Annotated in this window: 20 protein-coding genes; 11 read left to right on the top strand and 9 right to left on the bottom strand. The window is 63.3% G+C overall.

The annotated features are described in order from the left end of the window. Window positions 1-79: 79 nt before the first annotated feature. Both hflX and ACU5AY_RS08140 read left to right on the top strand, forming a co-directional pair. Entirely contained in the window at window positions 80-1405 is a 1326-nt protein-coding gene (gene hflX, locus ACU5AY_RS08145; RefSeq protein ID WP_446828975.1) for a GTPase HflX, read from the top strand. A gap of 6 nt (window positions 1406-1411) precedes the next feature. Further along, window positions 1412-2371 carry a DUF4424 family protein gene (locus tag ACU5AY_RS08140; protein ID WP_446828681.1) on the top strand — a complete coding sequence of 320 codons (960 nt, stop codon included), beginning with the start codon at window positions 1412-1414 and terminating at the stop codon, window positions 2369-2371. A 27-nt stretch (window positions 2372-2398) separates the two neighbouring features. On the opposite strand, the gene mazG is transcribed toward ACU5AY_RS08140, so the two are convergent. Next, the gene (mazG, locus tag ACU5AY_RS08135) at window positions 2399-3220 is read right to left on the bottom strand and encodes a nucleoside triphosphate pyrophosphohydrolase (protein ID WP_446828680.1); all 822 of its coding nucleotides are present in this window, start codon (window positions 3218-3220) and stop codon (window positions 2399-2401) included. 26 nt (window positions 3221-3246) lie between these two features. Beyond that, window positions 3247-3834 carry a deaminase gene (locus tag ACU5AY_RS08130; protein ID WP_446824264.1) on the bottom strand — a complete coding sequence of 196 codons (588 nt, stop codon included), beginning with the start codon at window positions 3832-3834 and terminating at the stop codon, window positions 3247-3249. Between the two features lie 117 nt (window positions 3835-3951). Between ACU5AY_RS08130 and ACU5AY_RS08125 the strand changes: the two genes are divergently transcribed. The 7 genes from ACU5AY_RS08125 (at window position 3952) to ACU5AY_RS08095 (ending at window position 11029) form a co-directional block, all read left to right on the top strand. Further along, window positions 3952-4575, top strand: coding sequence for a TetR/AcrR family transcriptional regulator (locus ACU5AY_RS08125; RefSeq protein ID WP_446828679.1), 624 nt, complete (start codon window positions 3952-3954; stop codon window positions 4573-4575). Between the two features lie 42 nt (window positions 4576-4617). Beyond that, window positions 4618-5832, top strand: coding sequence for an MFS transporter (locus ACU5AY_RS08120; RefSeq protein ID WP_446828678.1), 1215 nt, complete (start codon window positions 4618-4620; stop codon window positions 5830-5832). 175 nt (window positions 5833-6007) lie between these two features. After that, window positions 6008-7462, top strand: coding sequence for a siroheme synthase CysG (gene cysG / locus ACU5AY_RS08115; RefSeq protein WP_446828677.1), 1455 nt, complete (start codon window positions 6008-6010; stop codon window positions 7460-7462). Beyond that, window positions 7462-7776, top strand: a complete 315-nt coding sequence (locus ACU5AY_RS08110; protein WP_446824260.1) for a DUF2849 domain-containing protein — start codon at window positions 7462-7464, stop codon at window positions 7774-7776. The genes cysG and ACU5AY_RS08110 overlap by 1 nt, the downstream gene beginning before the upstream one ends. A gap of 8 nt (window positions 7777-7784) precedes the next feature. After that, on the top strand, window positions 7785-9455 hold the full coding sequence (locus ACU5AY_RS08105) for a nitrite/sulfite reductase (RefSeq protein WP_446828676.1): 1671 nt from the start codon (window positions 7785-7787) through the stop codon (window positions 9453-9455). Between the two features lie 11 nt (window positions 9456-9466). Continuing rightward, window positions 9467-9979 (top strand): DUF934 domain-containing protein, encoded by a 513-nt coding sequence (locus ACU5AY_RS08100; RefSeq protein ID WP_446828675.1) that lies wholly within the window; start codon window positions 9467-9469, stop codon window positions 9977-9979. 237 nt (window positions 9980-10216) lie between these two features. Beyond that, complete coding sequence (locus tag ACU5AY_RS08095) at window positions 10217-11029, top strand: ferredoxin--NADP reductase (protein WP_446824257.1); 813 nt, start codon at window positions 10217-10219, stop codon at window positions 11027-11029. Window positions 11030-11083: 54 nt separating this feature from the next. Here ACU5AY_RS08095 and ACU5AY_RS08090 read toward each other — a convergent pair whose 3' ends face one another. The 4 genes from ACU5AY_RS08090 to ACU5AY_RS08075 form a co-directional block, all read right to left on the bottom strand. Then, the gene (locus ACU5AY_RS08090; protein WP_446828674.1) at window positions 11084-11731 is read right to left on the bottom strand and encodes a GntR family transcriptional regulator; all 648 of its coding nucleotides are present in this window, start codon (window positions 11729-11731) and stop codon (window positions 11084-11086) included. 189 nt (window positions 11732-11920) lie between these two features. Continuing rightward, complete coding sequence (locus ACU5AY_RS08085; protein WP_446828673.1) at window positions 11921-12775, bottom strand: sterol desaturase family protein; 855 nt, start codon at window positions 12773-12775, stop codon at window positions 11921-11923. A gap of 20 nt (window positions 12776-12795) precedes the next feature. Continuing rightward, a complete protein-coding gene (locus ACU5AY_RS08080; protein WP_446828672.1) occupies window positions 12796-13068 on the bottom strand; it encodes a cysteine rich repeat-containing protein in 273 nt (90 codons plus the stop codon). A gap of 88 nt (window positions 13069-13156) precedes the next feature. Further along, entirely contained in the window at window positions 13157-13465 is a 309-nt protein-coding gene (locus ACU5AY_RS08075; protein ID WP_446824253.1) for a hypothetical protein, read from the bottom strand. Window positions 13466-13651: 186 nt separating this feature from the next. Here ACU5AY_RS08075 and ACU5AY_RS08070 point away from each other — a divergent pair, with 186 nt between their 5' ends. Both ACU5AY_RS08070 and ACU5AY_RS08065 read left to right on the top strand, forming a co-directional pair. Continuing rightward, the gene (locus ACU5AY_RS08070) at window positions 13652-14371 is read left to right on the top strand and encodes a response regulator (protein ID WP_446828671.1); all 720 of its coding nucleotides are present in this window, start codon (window positions 13652-13654) and stop codon (window positions 14369-14371) included. Beyond that, on the top strand, window positions 14368-15720 hold the full coding sequence (locus ACU5AY_RS08065) for a sensor histidine kinase (RefSeq protein ID WP_446828670.1): 1353 nt from the start codon (window positions 14368-14370) through the stop codon (window positions 15718-15720). Before ACU5AY_RS08070 ends, ACU5AY_RS08065 begins: the two co-directional genes overlap by 4 nt. A gap of 5 nt (window positions 15721-15725) precedes the next feature. Here the strand turns inward: ACU5AY_RS08065 and ACU5AY_RS08060 are convergent, their stop codons facing one another. The 3 genes from ACU5AY_RS08060 to gcvH form a co-directional block, all read right to left on the bottom strand. Beyond that, entirely contained in the window at window positions 15726-16064 is a 339-nt protein-coding gene (locus ACU5AY_RS08060; protein ID WP_446828669.1) for a flagellar basal body rod protein FlgC, read from the bottom strand. 164 nt (window positions 16065-16228) lie between these two features. After that, window positions 16229-19093 (bottom strand): aminomethyl-transferring glycine dehydrogenase, encoded by a 2865-nt coding sequence (gene gcvP / locus ACU5AY_RS08055; RefSeq protein ID WP_446828668.1) that lies wholly within the window; start codon window positions 19091-19093, stop codon window positions 16229-16231. After that, the gene (gene gcvH, locus ACU5AY_RS08050; protein WP_446824248.1) at window positions 19093-19455 is read right to left on the bottom strand and encodes a glycine cleavage system protein GcvH; all 363 of its coding nucleotides are present in this window, start codon (window positions 19453-19455) and stop codon (window positions 19093-19095) included. Before gcvH ends, gcvP begins: the two co-directional genes overlap by 1 nt. Between the last annotated feature and the right edge of the window lie 3 nt (window positions 19456-19458).

Below are 19458 nucleotides of genomic sequence, written 5' to 3'. Positions count from 1 at the left end.
AGGAATACTGGCTATTTCCGCCAAACGAATTACGACACCGGACATGATTGTCCCGGAGCAGGAAATGCGCCGGGACGATATGCGTGCCGTTGTGCTCGTTCCCGTCCTGAAGGAAAGCCGCAACAGCAGGTCGAACCAGCCGCCGAAGCCCGATCGTCTGCCGGAAAGCCGGCTGGATGAGGCGATCGGCCTTGCCAGAGCCATCGATCTCGAAATTGTCCATGGCGCCATCGTCTTCGTCAACGATCCGCGTCCCGCGACCCTGATCGGCACCGGCAAGATCGAGGAGATCAAGGCCGTTCTGGACGAGATGGACGCCGGGCTTGTGATCGTCGATCATCCGCTGACGCCGGTCCAGCAGCGCAACCTGGAACGGGAATGGAACGCCAAGGTCATCGACCGCACCGGCCTCATTCTTGAAATTTTCGGCCGCCGCGCCTCCACCAAGGAAGGCCGCCTGCAGGTCGAGCTTGCGCATCTCAACTACCAGAAGGGCCGGCTGGTCAGAAGCTGGACGCACCTTGAACGCCAGCGCGGTGGCGCGGGCTTCATGGGCGGTCCGGGTGAAACCCAGATCGAGGCCGACCGCCGCATCCTGCAGGACAAGATCGTCAAGCTGGAGCGCGAACTGGAGCAGGTCGTGCGCACCCGACAGCTGCATCGCGCCAAGCGCCGTAAGGTGCCGCATCCCATCGTGGCGCTGGCGGGCTACACCAATGCCGGCAAGTCGACGCTGTTCAACCGTATCACCGGTGCCGGCGTTCTCGCCGAGGACATGCTGTTTGCCACCCTCGACCCGACCATGCGCCGCATGAAGCTGCCGCATGGACGCACGGTGATTCTGTCCGACACCGTCGGCTTCATCTCCGACCTCCCGACCCATCTCGTCGCCGCCTTCCGCGCCACTCTGGAAGAGGTGCTGGAAGCCGATATCATCCTGCACGTGCGCGACATGTCCGACCCGGATAACGCCGCCCAGGCCGAGGACGTCACGCGCATTCTCGCCGACCTCGGCATCGAGGAATCCGCCCAAGGCGTTCGCGTTCTCGAAGTCTGGAACAAGATCGACCGGCTGGAGCCGGAAGCGCGCGAGACGCTGTTGGCCAAGGCCCAGCCGAGCGAGGGCAAGTTCGCCGTTTCCGCCGTCTCCGGCGAGGGGCTGGATACGCTTCTGGACAATATCGCCGACAGGCTTTCCGGCGTTCTCTCCGAGACGACGGTGGTGCTGCCGCCCGACCAGCTGAAATTGCTGCCGTGGCTCTATGAAAATGCCATCGTCGACGGACGCGAGGATCTAGAGGATGGCTCGGTGAAGATCGACCTGCGTCTGTCCGGAGAGCTTGCGACGACGCTCGAGCGCCGTCTCGGCAAGGCCATCGAGCCGCCCAAGGAAGACTGGGAGTAGCGCGGGATGGGAAGCGGGCAGCGCCGGATCGGATTTCTGCCGGCCCTGATGCTGGCCGCGACGGTCGCCGGACCAGCCTTCTCCAACGGCTCCGTTTCCGAATTCGCGGCCGGTGGCGTCACCTTCAAGCCCGAACCGCAGATTTCCATCGCTCGCGAGGACCTTTCGCTCTCTTTGGACAGCGTGAAGGTTCACTATGACTTCAAGTCGGACGCCGGCAACACCCTGACGCGCGTCATCGGCTTTCCGCTTCCGAAGGTTCCGCAGGACGATTCGCCCGACAGCCTCGGTGGCGGCATGGAAAATGACGGCGATCCCCGCAACTACATGCATTTCGAAGTGTCGGTGAACGGCCAGCCGGTGACGCCGACCCTGCACGAATACGCCTGGTTCAAGGGTGAGAACATCACCGAACGGCTGAAGGCGCTTGGTGTCCCGGTCTTCGCGCCGCCCGACGAGGATCTGTCCGATCTGCCGGATGCGACGATCAGGGCGCTGGAGGAAGACGGGCTGGCCCACAAGGACGGCGATTTCCTGATTGTCCGCTGGGAGTATCAGGCGGTCTACGAATGGAGCCAGGATTTCGCGCCGGGTGTCACGAAGGTCGACATCGCCTACCAGCCGCTGACCGGCGCGCCCTCCGACTATGGCGATTTCTTCGAGGCCGGCGAGGGGGCTTCGACCTATTGCGTGGATGATGCCTTCCGCATGCGTTTGAAAGCGTTGCGCGACGAAGGCAAGGCGCCGGATGCTCTGACGCTGGGCTACATCCTGACGACCGCCAACAACTGGCAGGGGCCGATTGCGGAGTTCAATCTGAAGGTCGATCCCGGCAGCGACAGCATTGCGTCGCTTTGCACACCGCCGGGAACGAAGGCAGGCGCGCCGCTCGAATGGCACGCGACGAATTTCACGCCCGAGAAGGATCTGAAGGTCCTGTTCTTCGGCTATTCAAGCGACGAATAGACGCGTGCGGCGGATTTCGCCGCTTCTTCAGACCTTCCCCTTGGCTTCCTGCCAGAGGGCTTCCATTTCGTCGAGCGTGGCCCCGCCGAGCGTTCGGCCTTCGGCCTTCAGCCTGTCTTCGATATAGCCGAAGCGGCGGCGGAACTTGGTGTTCGTGCCGCGCAGCGCATCCTCCGGATCGGCCTTCACATGGCGGCCGATATTGACGACCGCGAAAATCAGGTCGCCGAGTTCGTCCGCGACCTTTTCCTGCTGATTGCTTGCCAACGCCTCGCGTAATTCGCCGATCTCCTCCTCGATCTTGTCGAGGATCGGGGCGGCCTCGGACCAGTCGAAGCCGACCTTGGCAGCGCGTTCCTGGATCTTCAGCGCTTCGGTGAGTGCGGGAAACGACCGCTGCACCGAGCCGAGGTGACGATCGGTGGCATCGGCTGCGAGGCCGCGCCGGGCGCGGCGTTCGGCCCGTTCGGTCTTTTCCTGCCGCTTGATCTCGTCCCACTGCAGCTTGACCTGATCGGGCGTCTGCGCATCAGACACGGCAAACACATGTGGATGGCGGCGGATCATCTTGCGGGTGACGGCATGGACAACGTCGCCGAAGCCAAACTCGCCGGCTTCCTCGGCCATGCGGGCGTGGAACACCACCTGCAGCAGCAGGTCGCCCAGCTCCTCGCAAAGATCGTCCATGTCGTTGCGCTCGATCGCGTCGGCGACCTCATAGGCCTCCTCGATCGTGTAGGGCTTGATCGTCTCGAAATTCTGCACGATGTCCCACGGGCACCCCGTCTCGGGATTGCGCAGCGCCGCCATGATCTCGATGAGGCGCGAGATGTCTTTTGAAGGTTCCATGCGAAGGTCTCTGGTCGGTGACTGGCTCAGGCGAGCGGGATGTGGCTCTCGCCCTTCTTGGACTGATAGACCCCGGAGGCGTCGTCGTACATGGCCTTGATGCGGGCAATCTGCTCTTTCATCTGGCTTTTGATCGGTTCATCCGCCGTCTCGACCATGTCGGTGATCCAGGCGGAGTGCCAGAAGGCGTTGTTGCGCCTGTAACCGCCGGGCTCCAGGCCGAAGACCTCCTTGAGGATCTTCAGATCGTGTGGAATGGCGAAGGCGTCGCGGCTGTCTTCATGGCTGAAGAAATAATAGAAATTGTCGAAGCCTGCCCAGGTGATCGCCGACATGCACATGGTGCAGGGCTCGTGGGTCGACAGGAAGATCAGATCCTTCGTCACCGGCGGCTCGGACATCTCGTAGAACTGCTTCAGCGTATGGACTTCGCCATGCCAGAGCGGATTGGCGGTTTCGTTGTTGGTTCCGGCGATGACCAGCGACAGGTCCGACTTGCGCAGGATGGCGGCACCGAAGACCTTGTTTCCGGTCGAAACACCCGCTTGTGTCAGAGGCAGGATGTCGTTTTCGATCACGTCGAGAAGACGGGCGGCAAGCATGTTTTGAGTCACGGGGGATCGCCTGAATGATTATGGTTTTATCAGCCTATAACCCGATTCCGGAGGTGTAAATCATCAGTTTTGAATTTATCGCTTGATTTGGAAACGATCATTTCCTAATTGTCGTGCATGGATGATTTGAACACATTGGATATCGCCGCCGTTCGTGGTCCGGGCAGACCGCGCAGCTTCGATATGGACGAGGCACTGGACAGGGCCATCGTGGCATTCTCCGAGCGGGGCTATCACGCTGCCTCGATTGCGGAACTGACCGCTGCCATGGGTTTGACGCCCGGCAGCGTCTACAAGGCGTTCGGTGACAAGAAGGGCATCTTTCTGGCGGCATTCGACCGTTACAAGTCCGTGCGCAATGCGTTGCGGGACGAGGCGGTCGCCAGGGGCGCGAGTGGGCGCGAGAAGTTGCGGCTGCTGCTGGAGTTCTATGCCGATGCTTCGTGCGGCGAGGAGGGCCTCAGGGGCTGCCTGGTGGTCGGGACGGCGACGGAGCTAGCCATTGCCGACGAGGATGCCGCCGAACGGGTCCGCCGTTCGATGGCGGCCATGGAGGCACACGCTTTCGGTTTGATCCGGGAGGGCCTGGAGGACGGCTCGATCGCACCGACAATTGACGGGAGGGCGACCGCAAGGCTCATGGTGGGCATCCTGCATGGGATGCGCCTCGTCGGCAAGACCGGTCGCAGCCGGGAGGAGATGACATCCATGGTCGAGGCGGCAATGCGCCTCTTCGACTGATTTTCTTCAACCGTTTTTGACATTGCCTTTTTGGAGATAAGAATGGCCCCGCCCATTGCGACCGCCTCAGCCACGACAGGCGCCGAGGAACATCCACCCATATCCGCCGCACTGACGCTGCTCTTTGCCGCGGCATGCGGCCTGATCGTCGCCAACCTCTATTACGCCCAGCCGCTGGCCGGCCCGATCGGCCAGTCGCTGGGCATGTCGGCGGGCGCTGCCGGTCTTGTCGTGACGCTGACGCAGATCGGCTACGGCCTGGGCCTTCTGCTGATCGTGCCGCTCGGGGATCTTGTCGAGAACAAGCGGCTGGTGCTGATCCTGACGGGCCTTGCCGGCCTCGCGGCGCTCGGCTGCGCTTTGTCCGGCAGTCCCGCGCCGTTTCTCGTGTCCTCTTTCCTGATCGGCATCGGCTCGGTCGCCGTTCAGGTCCTCGTGCCTTTCGCGGCCCATATGGCGCCCCAGGAAAGCCGTGGCCGCGTCGTCGGCAACGTCATGAGCGGCCTGATGGTTGGCATCATGCTGGCGAGGCCGGTCTCGAGCATGATCGCGAACTTCTTCTCCTGGCACGCCGTCTTCCTGTTTTCGGTCGCGGCCATGGTGGTTGTCGGCGCCGTGCTCGCCGTTGCCCTGCCGACGCGGCGGCCGACATCGAAGATGACCTATCCCGCCCTGCTGGCGTCGCTCGGACATCTGTTTGTCAGCGAGCCGGTACTGCGCCGGCGGGCGCTCTATCAGGCCGGCCTGTTCGGCGCGTTCAGCCTGTTCTGGACGGTCACGCCGCTGGTGCTGGCCGGTCCGGCTTTCGGTATCGGGCAGGATGGAATCGCGCTCTTCGCGCTTGCCGGCGCTGCAGGCGCCATCGCATCTCCGATTGCGGGCAGGCTAGCCGACCGCAACCTGATCCGTCCCGCCACCGTCTTCGCCATGCTGTCGGTTGCCGTTGCTTTCCTGATCACCCACCTGACCGGCGAGGGATCGACGCTGTCGCTGGGGCTGTTCGTCCTGGCGGCGATCCTCCTCGACTTCGGCGTGACCACCAATCTCGTCGTCAGCCAGCGGGCGATCTACGGTTTGAGCGCAGAGCATCGCAGTCGCCTGAACGGCGTCTTCATGGCAACCTTCTTCGCCGGCGGTGCGGTTGGTTCCGCCGTCGGAGGCTGGGCCTTTGCCGAGGGCGGCTGGATGCTCGCCTCGCTGATCGGGGCCGCCTTGCCGCTGCTGGCGCTCGCCGGATTCGCCACCGAGCGCCGCTGAACCGGCCATCATCCGCGATCATGGCCGGGTGCACCGTGCGCCCGGTCACTTTTGCTCAAAAGGCAGGGTCTTGGAGCAAAGAAATATACGTGCTGGAAGGCCGATGAATTTCTGTTCCTTCATTTCGGCGCGGTGAAAAGCGATAGTGCGGCCAATATCGAGGAGTATAGGGCGCATGGGCGCAGCTAGAGACAAACTTGCCGTATTTCCAGCCTTCTTCCGCGTTGCGGATGAAGTCGCTGCCGTATTCGGCAATGGTGATGAGGCCTACGCCAAGGCGCGTCTGCTGGCCAACACGCAGGCCCGCATCGTCGCCTATGCGACCGATCCCGAACCGGACTATGCGGCTTTCCTGGCGGCAAATGGTTTTGCGGTGATCGCGGAAGGGTTTTCTCCCGAACAGCTGCACGGCGCAAAGCTGGTCTTCGCCGCGACCGGCGATGCCGCCCTTGACCGGCACATCGTGACTGCGGCGCGCGCGGCGAAAATCCCTGCGAACGCCGTCGACCAGCCCGATTATTGCGACTTTTTCACGCCGGCTCTCGTCAACCGCGCGCCGGTGGCCGTTGCCATCGGCACGGAAGGCGCCGGCCCGGTGCTGGCGCAGATGATCCGTGCCCAGGTCGACCAGATGCTGTCGCCGTCGCTCGGCAAATTGGCCCGGCTGGCAATCGACTACCGTTCCGCCGCCGAACGCATGACCGAGAAGGGCTCCGCTCGTCGCGGCTTCTGGCGCAACTTCTTTTCCGGCGCCGTCGCGCGTGCCGTCGAGCGTGATGATATTGCGGACGCCCGCCGCGAAGCCACGCAGCTCCTGCTGCAGTCGCGCGGGCAGGCACTGGGCCACGTGTCGCTCGTCGGTGCCGGTCCGGGTGCCGTCGATCTGCTGACGCTTCGCGCCCAGCGGCTCATGATGCAGGCCGACGTCATCGTCTTCGACGCCCTTGTGCCGCAGGCGATCGTCGACATGGGCCGCCGCGACGCGGAGCGCATTTCCGTCGGCAAGCGCAAGGGCTGCCATTCGAAGTCACAGGATGAGATCAACGACCTGCTGGTCGAACTCGGCCGCGAAGGCAAGCGCGTGGTGCGTCTGAAGTCGGGCGATCCGCTGGTCTATGGCCGCGCGGCGGAAGAAATGGCCGCGTTGCGCGAAGCGAAGATCTCCTACGAGGTCGTCCCCGGCATCACCTCGGCCTTTGCCGCCGCCGCCGATTTCGAACTGCCGCTGACACTGCGCGGCGTCGCCTCGTCGCTGATCTTCACCACCGGTCACGACCTGACCGGCGATGTGCTGCCCGACTGGGCTTCGCTTGCCGTTTCCGGCGCGACCATTGCCGTCTATATGGGCCGTACGGTCGCAGCCTCGGTTGCCGGTCGCCTGATGAAGGCCGGCCTTGCCGCCGAGACCACGGTTGCCGTGATCGAAAACGCCAGCCGCGACGACCGCCGCCTGCTGCACGGCACGCTCGCCGACCTGCCGGGGCTGGAAGCGCGTGACGACCTGACCGGACCGGTCATGGTGGTCATCGGCGATGCGGTCGCCGGCGCCAATTTCGACCATTCCGAACCTCTGGCCGTGGGCCGCGCACCGGCCCCGATAGCCGCCGAATTTTCTGCAAGGAGTGCATGATGACCGACAAGGTTTTGACCGCCAACCGTCTTGGCGACGGCATCGCCGTCTGGTTGACGGCCGCCGGCGAATGGAGCGAGAAGCTGCAGGACGCCCTTGTTGCCCGCCATGCCGAGGCTGTCGAAGCCCTTGAAGCGATCGGCAAGCGCGACTATGCCGGCAACAAGGTAGTCGACGTCAACGTCATCGATGTCGAGGAAGTCGACGGCGCCATCCGTCCGCAGCGCCTGCGCGAGCGCATCCGCGCCGCCGGCCCGACCATGGAATATGCCGCCGGCTATCAGGCCGCCGACCCCAAATTCATTGCCGTTTGAGGATAGACATGTACCGTTACGACGAATTCGACCACGCCTTTGTCGCCGAGCGCGTTGACCAGTTCCGCGACCAGGTCGGCCGCCGCCTCTCCGGCGAAATCTCAGAGGATGCCTTCAAGCCGCTGCGCCTGATGAACGGCGTCTATCTCCAGCTGCACGCCTACATGCTGCGCGTCGCGATCCCCTACGGCACGCTCAACTCGAAGCAGATGCGCATGCTGGCCCATATCGCCCGCAAGTACGATCGCGGCTATGGCCACTTCACCACCCGCCAGAACATCCAGTACAACTGGCCGAAGCTGTCTGATACGCCGGATATCCTTGATGAGCTGGCCTCCGTCGAGATGCACGCCATCCAGACGTCCGGCAACTGCATCCGCAATGTGACGGCCGACCATTTCGCCGGTGCTGCCGCCGACGAGGTTGCCGATCCGCGTCCTTATGCCGAAATCCTGCGCCAGTGGTCCTCCGTCCATCCGGAGTTCTCCTTCCTGCCGCGCAAGTTCAAGATCGCCGTCACCGGTGCCGAGCGCGACCGCGCCGCCATCCAGGTGCACGACATCGGCCTGCATCTGAAGAAGAACGACAAGGGCGAGCTCGGCTTTGCCGTCTATGTCGGCGGCGGGCAGGGGCGTACCCCGATGATCGCCAAGAAGATCTGCGACTTCCTGCCGGAAGAGGATCTGCTGACCTACACGACGGCCATCCTGCGGGTCTACAACCTGCATGGCCGCCGCGACAACAAGTACAAGGCGCGCATCAAGATCCTCGTGCACGAGACGGGCACCGAGGAGTTGAAGGCGCAGGTCGAGGCCGAGTTTGCCAACCTGAAGGACAGCGAACTGAAGCTGCCCGACGCCGATGTTCAGGCGATCGCCGCTTATTTCGCGCCGCCGGCTCTTGCCGAGCGTCCGGAAGGTTGGGCCAACCTTGCCGCCTGGAAGAAGGCCGATCCGGCATTCGCCGAATGGGTCGGCCAGAACGTCCACCCGCACAAGCATCCGGATTATGCTTCCGTGACGATTTCGCTGAAGCCCATTGGCGGCATTCCGGGTGACGCCACGGATGCGCAGATGGAGGCTGTCGCCGACATCGCCGCCGAATACGCGTTCGACGAAATCCGCATCAGCCACGAGCAGAACATCATCCTGCCGCATGTGGCGATCGCCGATCTCGAAGCCGTATACCGCGCGCTGGTCTCCGACGGGCTCGCAACCGCCAATGCCGGCCTGATCACCGATATCATTGCCTGTCCCGGGCTGGATTACTGCGCGCTCGCCAATGCGCGCTCCATTCCGCTGGCCCAGGAACTCTCGACCCGCTTCGGCGCGGCCGAGCGTCAGGCCGACATCGGTGAGCTGAAGATCAAGATCTCGGGCTGCATCAATGCCTGCGGCCACCACCATGTCGGCCATATCGGCCTCCTGGGCGTGGAGAAGAAGGGCACCGAGCTCTACCAGATCACGCTTGGCGGCTCGGGCGACGAAAACACCTCGATCGGCGAGATCATCGGTCGCGGTTTTGAGCCGGAGAAGGTGACGGATGCGGTCGAGACGATCGTCGACACCTATCTCGGCCTCAGGCAGTCGAAGGAGGAAACCTTCCTTCAAGCCTACCGCCGCGTCGGTGCGCAGCCCTTCAAGGATGCGCTCTACGGCAACGAAGCCAAGGCAGCCTGAGGAGACCGATGATGACGAAAATCTGGAAGGAAACCGGCTTCGTTGAAAACGATCCCTGGGTGATCGAGACCGAAGAGGTCAAGGCGGATGGCAGCCGGAAGGCGATTCTGCCGCTGGACGCCTTTCTGGCAAAGGTCGAGGACAGCAACGACACCGGCCTTGGCGTTCTGATCCGCCCGGCCGATGATGTGACCCGGCTTGAGCCCTATCTCGGTCGTATCGCTCTGGTCGCCGTCGAGTTCCCGGCCTTCAACGACGGTCGCGCCTTCAGCCATGCGTCGCTGCTGCGCGATCGCCTCGGCTACAAGGACGAGATTCGCGCCGTTGGCGACGTTCTGATCGATCCGCTGGCCCTGATGCTGCGCGTCGGGATCGACAGTTTCGCGGTCACCAATGCGACGGCGCTGAAGCGGCTCGCCGAAGGCCGTATTCCCGGTATCTCGCTGCATTACCAGCCGGCAGCTCGGGAAGCTGCCAATCCCGGCAGCTACAGCTGGCGGCGCGGTGCCAAGCCGGCCGCTTGATATAGGGAAAATTCTATATTTTATTCCCGTATTGATGGAAATCAAGGAACACGCGGTCGGCCGCTGAGATGATCGGCGGCCGATGGCAAAGACTGGCGCACCGAAGCGGTGTTTTCACGCCGAATGCATATTTCGCCGTGCGCCTTTGCGTTGAAATGCGTTGCCTTCCATTTTGCCGCTGTTTGTAATATTCGCCTACCGACTGCAATAAATCGACTTTGAGGATCGAAGAGACCGATGAACGCGCCCGCTAAAGCCGAGAATTTCGCCCCCGCCATACCGGACGGCGTCTACGCGGAAAAAGTCCTGAGTGTCACGCACTACACCGACCGTCTTTTCCGCTTCTCGATGACGCGCCCCGACGGTTTCCGGTTCCGCTCGGGCGAGTTTGCCATGATCGGCCTGATGGTCGGCGAAAAGCCGATCTACCGCGCCTATTCGATCGCCAGCCCGGCCTGGGCGGAAGAGCTCGAGTTCTTCTCGATCAAGGTTCCGGACGGCCCGCTGACCCAGCATCTGCAGAAGATCGTTCCCGGCGATACCGTGCTGATGCGCAAGAAGCCGACCGGCACGCTGGTTCTCGACGCACTGGTTCCCGGAAAGCGTCTCTACATGTTCTCGACCGGCACGGGCATCGCGCCCTTCGCCAGCCTGATCCGCGATCCGGAAACCTATGAGAAGTTCGATGAGGTCATCCTGACCCACACCTGCCGCGAGGTCGCCGAGCTGAAATACGGCTTCGATCTCGTCGAGGAAATCAGGAACGACGAACTCCTGAGCGAGATCGTCGGCGACAAGCTGAAGCATTATGCGACGGTCACCCGCGAGGATTACCCCTTCCAGGGCCGCATCACCGACCTGATCGAGAGCGGCAAGCTGTTTTCCGACTTGGGCGTTCCGCCGCTGGATCCGGCGATCGATCGCGGCATGATCTGCGGTTCCGCCGCCATGCTGAAGGATACCAAGGCTGTCCTGGAAAAGGCCGGCCTGACCGAAGGCGCCAACAACAAGCCGGCGGAGTTCGTGATCGAGCGCGCGTTCGTCGGCTGATCCCGGCAAGGGGCCATGGATATCTAAGGCGGTCTTCGGGCCGCCTTTTTGGTTTCAGTTCGATGTCGCCAGCGGGGGCTGTTCGGCGATCAGCGTGGAGAGGAGCGTTGCCATCGCCACCTGTGCCTCGTGCGGCAGCGACCTCTGTATGGCGTTGATGACTGCCACGTGCAGCGAGATCGCGCGCTTCATCCTTTCCGGAGTTGCCGTCGAGAACCAGATGCGCCGGGCATGGGTTTGCAGCGGCGCCAGTGCGCCGGTGAGGAACTGGTTGGGGCAGGTCTTTTCCATGATGGTGTCGAAGCGCTTGTCGGCATTCAGGAACATCTCGACATCGCCGCTGGCCGCCGATGCCGTCATCTGCTGGGCACAATCGACGATGGCGGCGCGCTGGATGCTGTTGGCATACTGGGCCGTCAACCGTGCGGCGATGGGCTCCAGCTGCAGGCGAACCTCCATGATCTTGGCAAAATCCAGTTCGTCTATCGCCCGGATCTGCATGCCCGCGCGGGGGCGAATGATGATCAGGCCCTGCCAGGCCAGCCGCTGGATGGCCTCGCGGACGGGCGTCCTGCCTTGTCCGGCAATGTCGATCAGGCGCTTCTCATTCACGGAAGCGCCTGGCGGCAGCCGAAGGGTGACGATCTGATGTTCGAGCGCCAGATAGGCTTTCGTGCTGAACGATTCCAGTGAATCGGGCATGTATTACTCCGCGATATATTGTATTGCTTTGCACGCGTTATTCCACGGCGCAATATCATTGATATATCAGTCGAAGTTTTTAACATGTAGAGTTGTATTTTCTGAATTTTTCTCCCTAAACTTGATTTCGAGCGTCAACTTGATAGCGCGGCAGGGCTCACCTTTCCAGGCAGCCCTGCGAAGGGTATGTCATGCCGCGTCGCGGTTGGGCTTCCGCTTCATGCTGAAGACCGCTCGGAATGCGGCTGCGGCGGAGCGGCTGGCGACGGCGTCTTTCAGGATCGCCATCCATTCGTGGAAAAGAATGGTCAACGGGTTGTTGGTCTTCATCTCGACCGCCTTAAGACCGAAGCGCAGCGGCTCGTTCTGCGGCGCCTCGGCATAGGTGCCGAACATCCGGTCGAAAATGATGAAGACGCCGCCAAAGTTCTTGTCCAGGCATTCCGTGTTGGACGCGTGGTGGACGTGATGGTGCTTGGGCGTGTTCAGGACATATTCCAGCGGCCCGAGATCGGGTGCATGTGCCGGGTGCAGGAACAGCTGGTAGATGAGGCCGAGTGCCAGCATGCCGTAGATGACCAACGGTGAAAAGCCGATCAGCACCAGCGGCGCGTAGAACAGGAAGCCCCCCGCGACGTGTCCGCCGATACCAAGGCGCACGGCGGCGGTCAGGTTGAGCCGCGTCGGCGAATGATGGACGCTGTGGCTGGCCCACAGCAGACGCACCTTGTGCATGGCGTAGTGGTGCCAGTAGTAGCAGAGATCGGTGAGGAAGAACGCCGCCACCAGCGCTGCCGGATTGCTTGCCGGAATGTCGAACAGCGCGAATTGGTGAAGCCAGATCAGCGGCAGGGCGGTGATGCCCGCCGACAGGGCGCCGACGGTCTTGTTGATGACGGCGATGGTCAGGGACGCCGCCGTTTCCTTGAGATCGTGCGTGTCCTCGTCCGATAGCCAGCCCGAGATGAATTCGACGAGCATGGCGACGCCGGCGACGGCCGCGATCGGCCAGGGATGGGTGAAGAAATCGCTGAGGTGCTGCATGGTGGTTACTCCATTGGTCGTCAGTTGCCGGCGGGCGCAGGCATGCTCTTCAGAGTGTCCGCCTGGTCGCGATACGGCTCCGCAGCCGAGATGCAGCCCGCGGAGACCTTGCTTTGCTGTGTCTTCAGGCAGGCGAGGATGCGCCCCTCGCCAGGCTCAACGGTCGGGCAAAAGGCCTGGATGTCCGCCTTGCAGGCGTTCATGACCTTCATGAGTTCGAAATAGCCGGGCTGTGCGGCGCCGGCGGATGTTGCGAGCAGGCAAATGGTCGTGGCGGCGAGAACGCTTCGCATTGTGTGTCTCCGGGTGGCGATACGGATCCGGTCCGGCTGCGGAGAGAGCTGCTGCCGGACCGGAGACTTCCCGCTGGGGTGGGACGAATTAGCGGGAAATCGTCGAGGAACGGTTCACCTGACCGCCATTGGGGCCGGTGACCGTCGAGTTGCGGGTGCAGCTCTGCGTGGCCGGATTGCAGGCGGTGGCGCTGTTGCGGGTCGCGGTCTGGCCGTAGCGGCCGGTATAGGTGCCGGAGGAGCTGCAGTTGTAGCCGCTGCAGCTGCCGCTGCCGGAGGAGTGGACACTGCCGCCATAGGGACCTGTCGTCGTCGAGTTGCGGGTCCAGGCATTGGCGTCTGCGACGGCAGCAAGCGAGAGCGTGGCGGTTGCTGCGGCAATCAGAAGGGCTTTCATGATATTATCTCCAGTGATTGTTTGCGCCGGCTGTCCGGCTTGACGAGATGGAGAATGAGGCCCGTATGTCTTGCGCGTATCACCGGCAGGCAGGGTTTTGTCGAATGTTGTCTCCGGCGTGTAACAGTGTGTAACAACGGCGGGAGGCCACTTGCGAAACGCATTGCGCTGGAAAATGATGGCGCCATGAACACGTCTGGTCTCGACATAGTGATGGTGGAGGACGATCCGGAGGTGAGGCGTCTCGTCGGCGCCTTCCTCGAGCGGGAGGGCTTTGCCGTGCGGTCCGCCGGCGACGGCCGCGAGCTCGATGCCATTCTCGCCGCAACAGAGCCGGATCTGATCGTCCTCGACCTGATGCTGCCCGGCGAGGACGGCCTGTCGATCTGCCGCCGCTTGCGGGCGACATCGGCCGTGCCCATTCTCATGCTGACCGCGAAGAGCGACGAAATCGACCGCATTGTCGGACTGGAGGTCGGTGCCGACGATTACCTCGCCAAGCCCTTTGCACCGCGCGAGCTGCTGGCGCGCATCCGAGCGATCCTGCGCCGCGCCAGGCCGCGGACACCGGAAGACCGGCCGAACCGCTGCGCCGTCGATGCATTCCTGGTGGACTTCGACAGCCGCAGCGTGGAAACCGTCGACGGTACGCCGGTGGTGCTGACCAGCGCCGAGTTCGACCTTCTGGCCTGCTTCGCCAAGCGTCCGCGCCGGGTATTGAGCCGCGAGACGATCCTCGACTGGGTGCATGGCCGCGATGCCGATCCGTTCGACAGGTCCGTCGACATGCTGGTGTCGAGACTGCGCAAGAAGCTCGATCAGCATGGCGGCAGTCCGAACCTGATCACGACGGTCAGGAACAGCGGCTACATGCTGACCGCCAGGGCCGTCTCGGAGGTCTCGTGACACGCTTTCTCCCGAAACCGCGGTTCGTGGCGATTGCCGCGCTTGTCGTGATCATTCTCTGGATCGCACTCGCCGCCATCCTCTACATTGCAGCGATCCGCCGACAGCCGCCGCCAGTCTCCCCGCTGCGGTTTGCCGCCATAGTCCGTCTTGCCGAAACTCTGAACAGCGAGGGCAGGGCGGATCTCGCGCGCTTCGTCGGTGAACCGGGTGTGACGCTGCAATTCGAGCCCGGAAACACGCTGCTGAAGGAGGCGCCGCCGACACCGGATCTCGGCGCGCTGACGTTTGCCGCCTACGCCATGCGCGTCGCGCCGCGGGCGATCGAGATCGTCACGCCCCAGCCCGACGGCATTCGCCGGATCGCCCCCCGTTTCCTCCTTCGATATCCGCCGATCGCGATCTTTCGCGTCGCATTGCAGACCGGCGACACGCTGACGATCACCGCCAGAAGTCCGCTCCTTTCAAACGTGTTCGCCGTGCCGCCCGGCATTCTTGCCGGTCTTGTAGGCTCGCTGCTTGCCCTTGTGGTGCTCTTCGGCGTCGTGCGCGCGACCCGCTCCCTGGAACACCTGGCGGATGCGCTCGACCGCACCGACCTCTCCGGGACGCCCGAGAGGCTGCCGCCCTACCGTGGCTTCAGCGGCGAGGTCGGCAGGCTGGTGGAGGCCTACAACCGCCTGCAGGATCGTCTGACGGTTCTGCTTCAGAACCGCATGGCGCTGATCGGCGGCATATCGCATGATGTGCGGACCTTCGCGACGCGGCTGCGCCTGCGGCTGGATGCGATCGAGGACGAAGCCGAGCGCGAAAGGGCGGCTGCCGATATCTCCGACATGATCCGCCTTCTTGACGATGCGCTGATTGCCTCGCGCATCGGCGCCGGCGAATTGACGGAAGAGCTGGTGGATGTCCGCGAGATCCTTGCCCAGGAATTCGTGGCGCGTCGCGAAGCCGGAGCCGCGATCGACATGTCGCTGGACGGTGACGACGAGGATCCGCTGCAGATCCTGGGAGATCGGCTCGCTGTGCGCCGCATCATCGCCAACCTCGTCGACAATGGCCTGAAATACGGACAGAAGGTGCAATTGTCTGGTGGCGTCAAGGACGGCAATGTGACGATCGTCGTGGAGGACAACGGGCCCGGCATTCCGGCGCACATGCGCCAGGCGGTCATGGAGCCGTTCTTCCGCCTCGAGGCCTCGCGGAGCCGGGAAACGGGAGGGGCCGGTCTCGGCCTCGCCGTGGTCAAGGCGCTGACGGAAGGACTGGGAGGGACGATCTCGCTCGGCTCTACGGCGGGCGGCGGTGCGCGCTTCGTTGTGCGTCTGCCGGAATTCAGCGTCTGAGGACTTTAGGCCTGCTCGTCGTCGTCCCGATTGATGGTCAGCAGCACGTCCCACATGTCGGCGCCGGCCTCGAAGACCGATGCATTGGCCTTGTAGCTGGTTTCGGCTTCCATCATGTCGAGCATCTCGGTGCCGAGATCCACGTTGGAGGAGCCACCTTTCGCTGCGTCACTTTCCGTTACGGTGGTGATGACGCCGCCGCCCTCCGTCGTCGAGGAGGATGCGTTCATCCGGCGATAGCCGGGCGTGTCCATGTTGGCGACGTTCTGGGCGGTCGCGCCGAGACGGTTGGTGCTCGCCAGCATGCCGGACATGGCAACGTTCATGACACCGGAAAGACCCATTTCGCAGAACCTCACATTCAGATCGGCGCAGTCTCGCATGGCGGATTTAGCAAAGGCTGAAGGGGCAATGTCACCAAAGGGTGAATAAGGCAAACCGGATGTGCCAGGCTGAAACAGAAACGGCCCGCCAGGGGGCGGGCCGTCTCCAGAGCATGCGACTGACCTTACTCGGCGGCTTCGGCGTAGGCCTCAACCGGTGGGCAGGTGCAGATCAGGTTGCGGTCGCCATAGACGTTGTCGACGCGATTGACCGGCGGCCAGTACTTGTCGACGCGGAAGGCGCCGGGCGGGAAGCAGGCCTGCTCGCGCGAATAGGGCCGGTTCCACTCGCCGACGAGGTCTTCGACCGTGTGCGGCGCGTTCTTGAGCGGATTGTCGGTCTTGTCCATTCGACCGTCCTCGATGGCGCGAACCTCGTCGCGGATTGCCAGCATGGCATCGCAGAAGCGGTCGAGTTCCGCCTTGGTCTCCGATTCCGTCGGTTCGATCATCAGCGTGCCGGCGACTGGCCAGCTCATGGTCGGCGCGTGGAAGCCGCAGTCGATCAGACGCTTGGCGACATCGTCAACGGTGACGCCGGCGCCGTCGGCCAGCGGCCGCGTGTCGATGATGCATTCATGCGCCACTCGTCCGTTCTTCGACGTGTAGAGCACGTCGTAGGAGCCGGCGAGACGCGCGGCGATGTAGTTGGCGTTGAGGATGGCGACCTTGGTTGCCTGCGTCAGGCCTTCGCCGCCCATCATCAGGCAGTAGCTCCAAGAGATCGGCAGGATGGACGCCGAACCGAAGGGAGCAGCCGACACCGCGCCGGAGCGGCCGTCGGTCGCCTCGTGGCCCGGCAGATGCTTGGCCAGATGCGCCTTGACGCCGATCGGGCCCATGCCCGGTCCGCCGCCGCCATGCGGAATGCAGAACGTCTTGTGCAGGTTGAGGTGGCTGACGTCAGAGCCGATGTCACCGGGGCGTGACAGGCCGACCATGGCGTTCATGTTGGCGCCGTCGAGATAGACCTGGCCGCCATGCTGGTGGGTGATCTCGCAGATCTCCCGCACAGTTTCCTCGAACACGCCATGCGTCGACGGATAGGTGATCATGCAGCAGGAGAGGTTCGTCGAATGCTGCTCGGCCTTCGCCCGGAAGTCCTCCATGTCGACATCGCCATTCTCGGTCGCCTTGACCGGGACAACCACCATGCCGGCCATCTGCGCCGAGGCCGGGTTGGTACCGTGCGCCGATGTCGGAATGAGGCAGATCGTGCGGTGCGCCTCGCCATTGGCGACATGGTAGTCGCGAATGGTGAGAAGGCCGGCATATTCGCCCTGCGCGCCGGAATTCGGCTGCATGGAGATCGCGTCATAGCCGGTGATCGCGCAGAGCTTGTCGGAGAGATCATCGATCATCGCCTTGTAGCCCTCGGCCTGATCCGCCGGGACGAAGGGATGCAGGTCGGAGAATTCCGGCCAGGTGATCGGCAGCATCTCCGCGGTCGCGTTCAGCTTCATCGTGCACGAACCGAGCGGGATCATTGACCGGTCGAGCGCCAGGTCGCGGTCGGCGAGGCGGCGCATGTAGCGGGTCATCTCGCTTTCGGCGCGGTTCATGTGGAAGATCGGATGCGTCAGATATTCGCTCTTGCGCAGCTGTCCCTTCGGCAGCCGGTATTCCGGCTGGAAGTCGCCGATCTGGAACTTGCCGCCAAAGGCGCGCCAGACGGCTTCCAGCGTAGCCGGACGCGTCCGTTCGTCGAGGCTGATGCCGATCTTCGTCGTGCCGACCTTGCGCAGGTTGACGCCTTCGGCGACGGCGGCGCGCAGGATAAGCCCCTGCATGTGGCCGACCTCGACGGTCACCGTATCGAAGAAGGTCTCGGGTTCGACCGCGTAGCCGAGCTTTTCAAGTCCCTGCACCAGCCGGACGGTCTTCAGATGAACGCCCTGCGCGATCGCCTTCAGTCCCTTCGGACCGTGGAAGACCGCATACATGGAGGCCATGACGGCGAGCAGCACCTGCGCGGTGCAGATGTTCGACGTCGCCTTTTCGCGACGGATATGCTGTTCACGGGTCTGCAGCGACAGGCGGTAGGCGCGGTTGCCGCGCGCATCGATCGAGACACCGGCAAGCCGCCCCGGCATGGAGCGCTTGTAGGCGTCCTTGACCGCCATGTAGGCGGCATGCGGCCCGCCATAGCCCATCGGCACGCCGAAGCGCTGGGTGCTGCCGACGGCAATGTCGGCGCCCATTTCACCCGGCGGCTTCAGGAGCGTCAGTGCCAGGATGTCGGCGGCGACGATGGCGATCGCGTTCTCCGCATGCAGGCTGGAAATCGCGTCGCTGAAGTCGGTCAGATGTCCGTATGTGCCGGGATACTGGAAGATCGCCCCGAAGACGTCCGCCGGCACGAGATCCTTGGCCGGGTCGCCGACGACGACCGTCCAGCCGAGCGGTGCGGCGCGGGTCAGCAGCAGTTCGATGGTCTGCGGGTGGCAGTTCTCGTCGGCGAAGAACGTGTTCGACTTCGATTTTGCCACGCGCTTGGCCATCGCCATCGCTTCGGCCGCTGCAGTCGCTTCATCGAGCAATGAGGCGTTGGCGACGTCGAGCGCCGTCAGGTCCGACACCATGGTCTGGAAGTTGATCAGCGCTTCCAGGCGGCCCTGGCTGATTTCCGGCTGGTAGGGCGTGTAGGCCGTGTACCAGGCGGGGTTCTCCAGGATATTGCGCTGGATGACCGGCGGCGTGATGGTGCCGTAATAGCCCTGGCCGATCAGCGAGACCAGGACCTTGTTGCGGTTGGCGGTGTCACGCAGCGTGTCGAGCGCTTCCCGCTCGGTCATCGGCGGTGCCCATTTCAAGGGCTCCTTCAGCCGGATCGCGTCGGGCACGGTGGCGTCGATCAGCGCATCCAGGCTGTCGAAGCCGATCGTCTTCAGCATCGACGCCATTTCATCGGGGGAGGGACCGATGTGGCGGCGGTTGGCGAAGTCGTAGGGCTGATAGTCCGTGAAGGTGAATTCGGTCGGCGTATCCATTATCCGACAAGCTCCTTGTAGGCGGCTTCGTCGAGCAGGGCTTCGGCGTCGGAGGGATTGGCAAGCTTCAGCTTGAAGAACCAGCCGTCGCCCTGGGGCGCGGAATTGACCAGCGACGGATCGTCGGCGATCGCCTGGTTGACCTCGACGATTTCGCCGTCGAGCGGGCAGTAGACTTCCGAGGCCGCCTTGACCGACTCGACCGTTGCCGCGTCATCGCCCTTCGAGAAGCTGGCGCCGACATCCGGGAGTTCGACGAAGACGAGATCGCCGAGCTGTTCGGCGGCGTGCTGGGTAATGCCGACCGTCGCGACGTCGCCTTCGATCTTCAGCCACTCGTGTTCTTCGGTAAATTTCAACATGGA

The sequence above is a fragment of the Rhizobium sp. PAMB 3174 genome (genome assembly GCF_052908375.1).
This window is presented reverse-complemented; position numbering and strand designations above follow the sequence as displayed.

Coding starts and splice junctions, on each gene's coding strand:
- hflX (WP_446828975.1), top strand. CDS start 80: ATGCGTGCCGTTGTGCTCGTTCCCGTCCTGAAGGAAAGCCGCAACAGC.
- ACU5AY_RS08140 (WP_446828681.1), top strand. CDS start 1,412: ATGGGAAGCGGGCAGCGCCGGATCGGATTTCTGCCGGCCCTGATGCTG.
- mazG (WP_446828680.1), bottom strand. CDS start 3,220: ATGGAACCTTCAAAAGACATCTCGCGCCTCATCGAGATCATGGCGGCG.
- ACU5AY_RS08125 (WP_446828679.1), top strand. CDS start 3,952: ATGGATGATTTGAACACATTGGATATCGCCGCCGTTCGTGGTCCGGGC.
- ACU5AY_RS08120 (WP_446828678.1), top strand. CDS start 4,618: ATGGCCCCGCCCATTGCGACCGCCTCAGCCACGACAGGCGCCGAGGAA.
- cysG (WP_446828677.1), top strand. CDS start 6,008: ATGGGCGCAGCTAGAGACAAACTTGCCGTATTTCCAGCCTTCTTCCGC.
- ACU5AY_RS08110 (WP_446824260.1), top strand. CDS start 7,462: ATGACCGACAAGGTTTTGACCGCCAACCGTCTTGGCGACGGCATCGCC.
- ACU5AY_RS08105 (WP_446828676.1), top strand. CDS start 7,785: ATGTACCGTTACGACGAATTCGACCACGCCTTTGTCGCCGAGCGCGTT.
- ACU5AY_RS08100 (WP_446828675.1), top strand. CDS start 9,467: ATGACGAAAATCTGGAAGGAAACCGGCTTCGTTGAAAACGATCCCTGG.
- ACU5AY_RS08095 (WP_446824257.1), top strand. CDS start 10,217: ATGAACGCGCCCGCTAAAGCCGAGAATTTCGCCCCCGCCATACCGGAC.
- ACU5AY_RS08090 (WP_446828674.1), bottom strand. CDS start 11,731: ATGCCCGATTCACTGGAATCGTTCAGCACGAAAGCCTATCTGGCGCTC.
- ACU5AY_RS08085 (WP_446828673.1), bottom strand. CDS start 12,775: ATGCAGCACCTCAGCGATTTCTTCACCCATCCCTGGCCGATCGCGGCC.
- ACU5AY_RS08080 (WP_446828672.1), bottom strand. CDS start 13,068: ATGCGAAGCGTTCTCGCCGCCACGACCATTTGCCTGCTCGCAACATCC.
- ACU5AY_RS08075 (WP_446824253.1), bottom strand. CDS start 13,465: ATGAAAGCCCTTCTGATTGCCGCAGCAACCGCCACGCTCTCGCTTGCT.
- ACU5AY_RS08070 (WP_446828671.1), top strand. CDS start 13,652: ATGAACACGTCTGGTCTCGACATAGTGATGGTGGAGGACGATCCGGAG.
- ACU5AY_RS08060 (WP_446828669.1), bottom strand. CDS start 16,064: ATGGGTCTTTCCGGTGTCATGAACGTTGCCATGTCCGGCATGCTGGCG.
- gcvP (WP_446828668.1), bottom strand. CDS start 19,093: ATGGATACGCCGACCGAATTCACCTTCACGGACTATCAGCCCTACGAC.
- gcvH (WP_446824248.1), bottom strand. CDS start 19,455: ATGTTGAAATTTACCGAAGAACACGAGTGGCTGAAGATCGAAGGCGAC.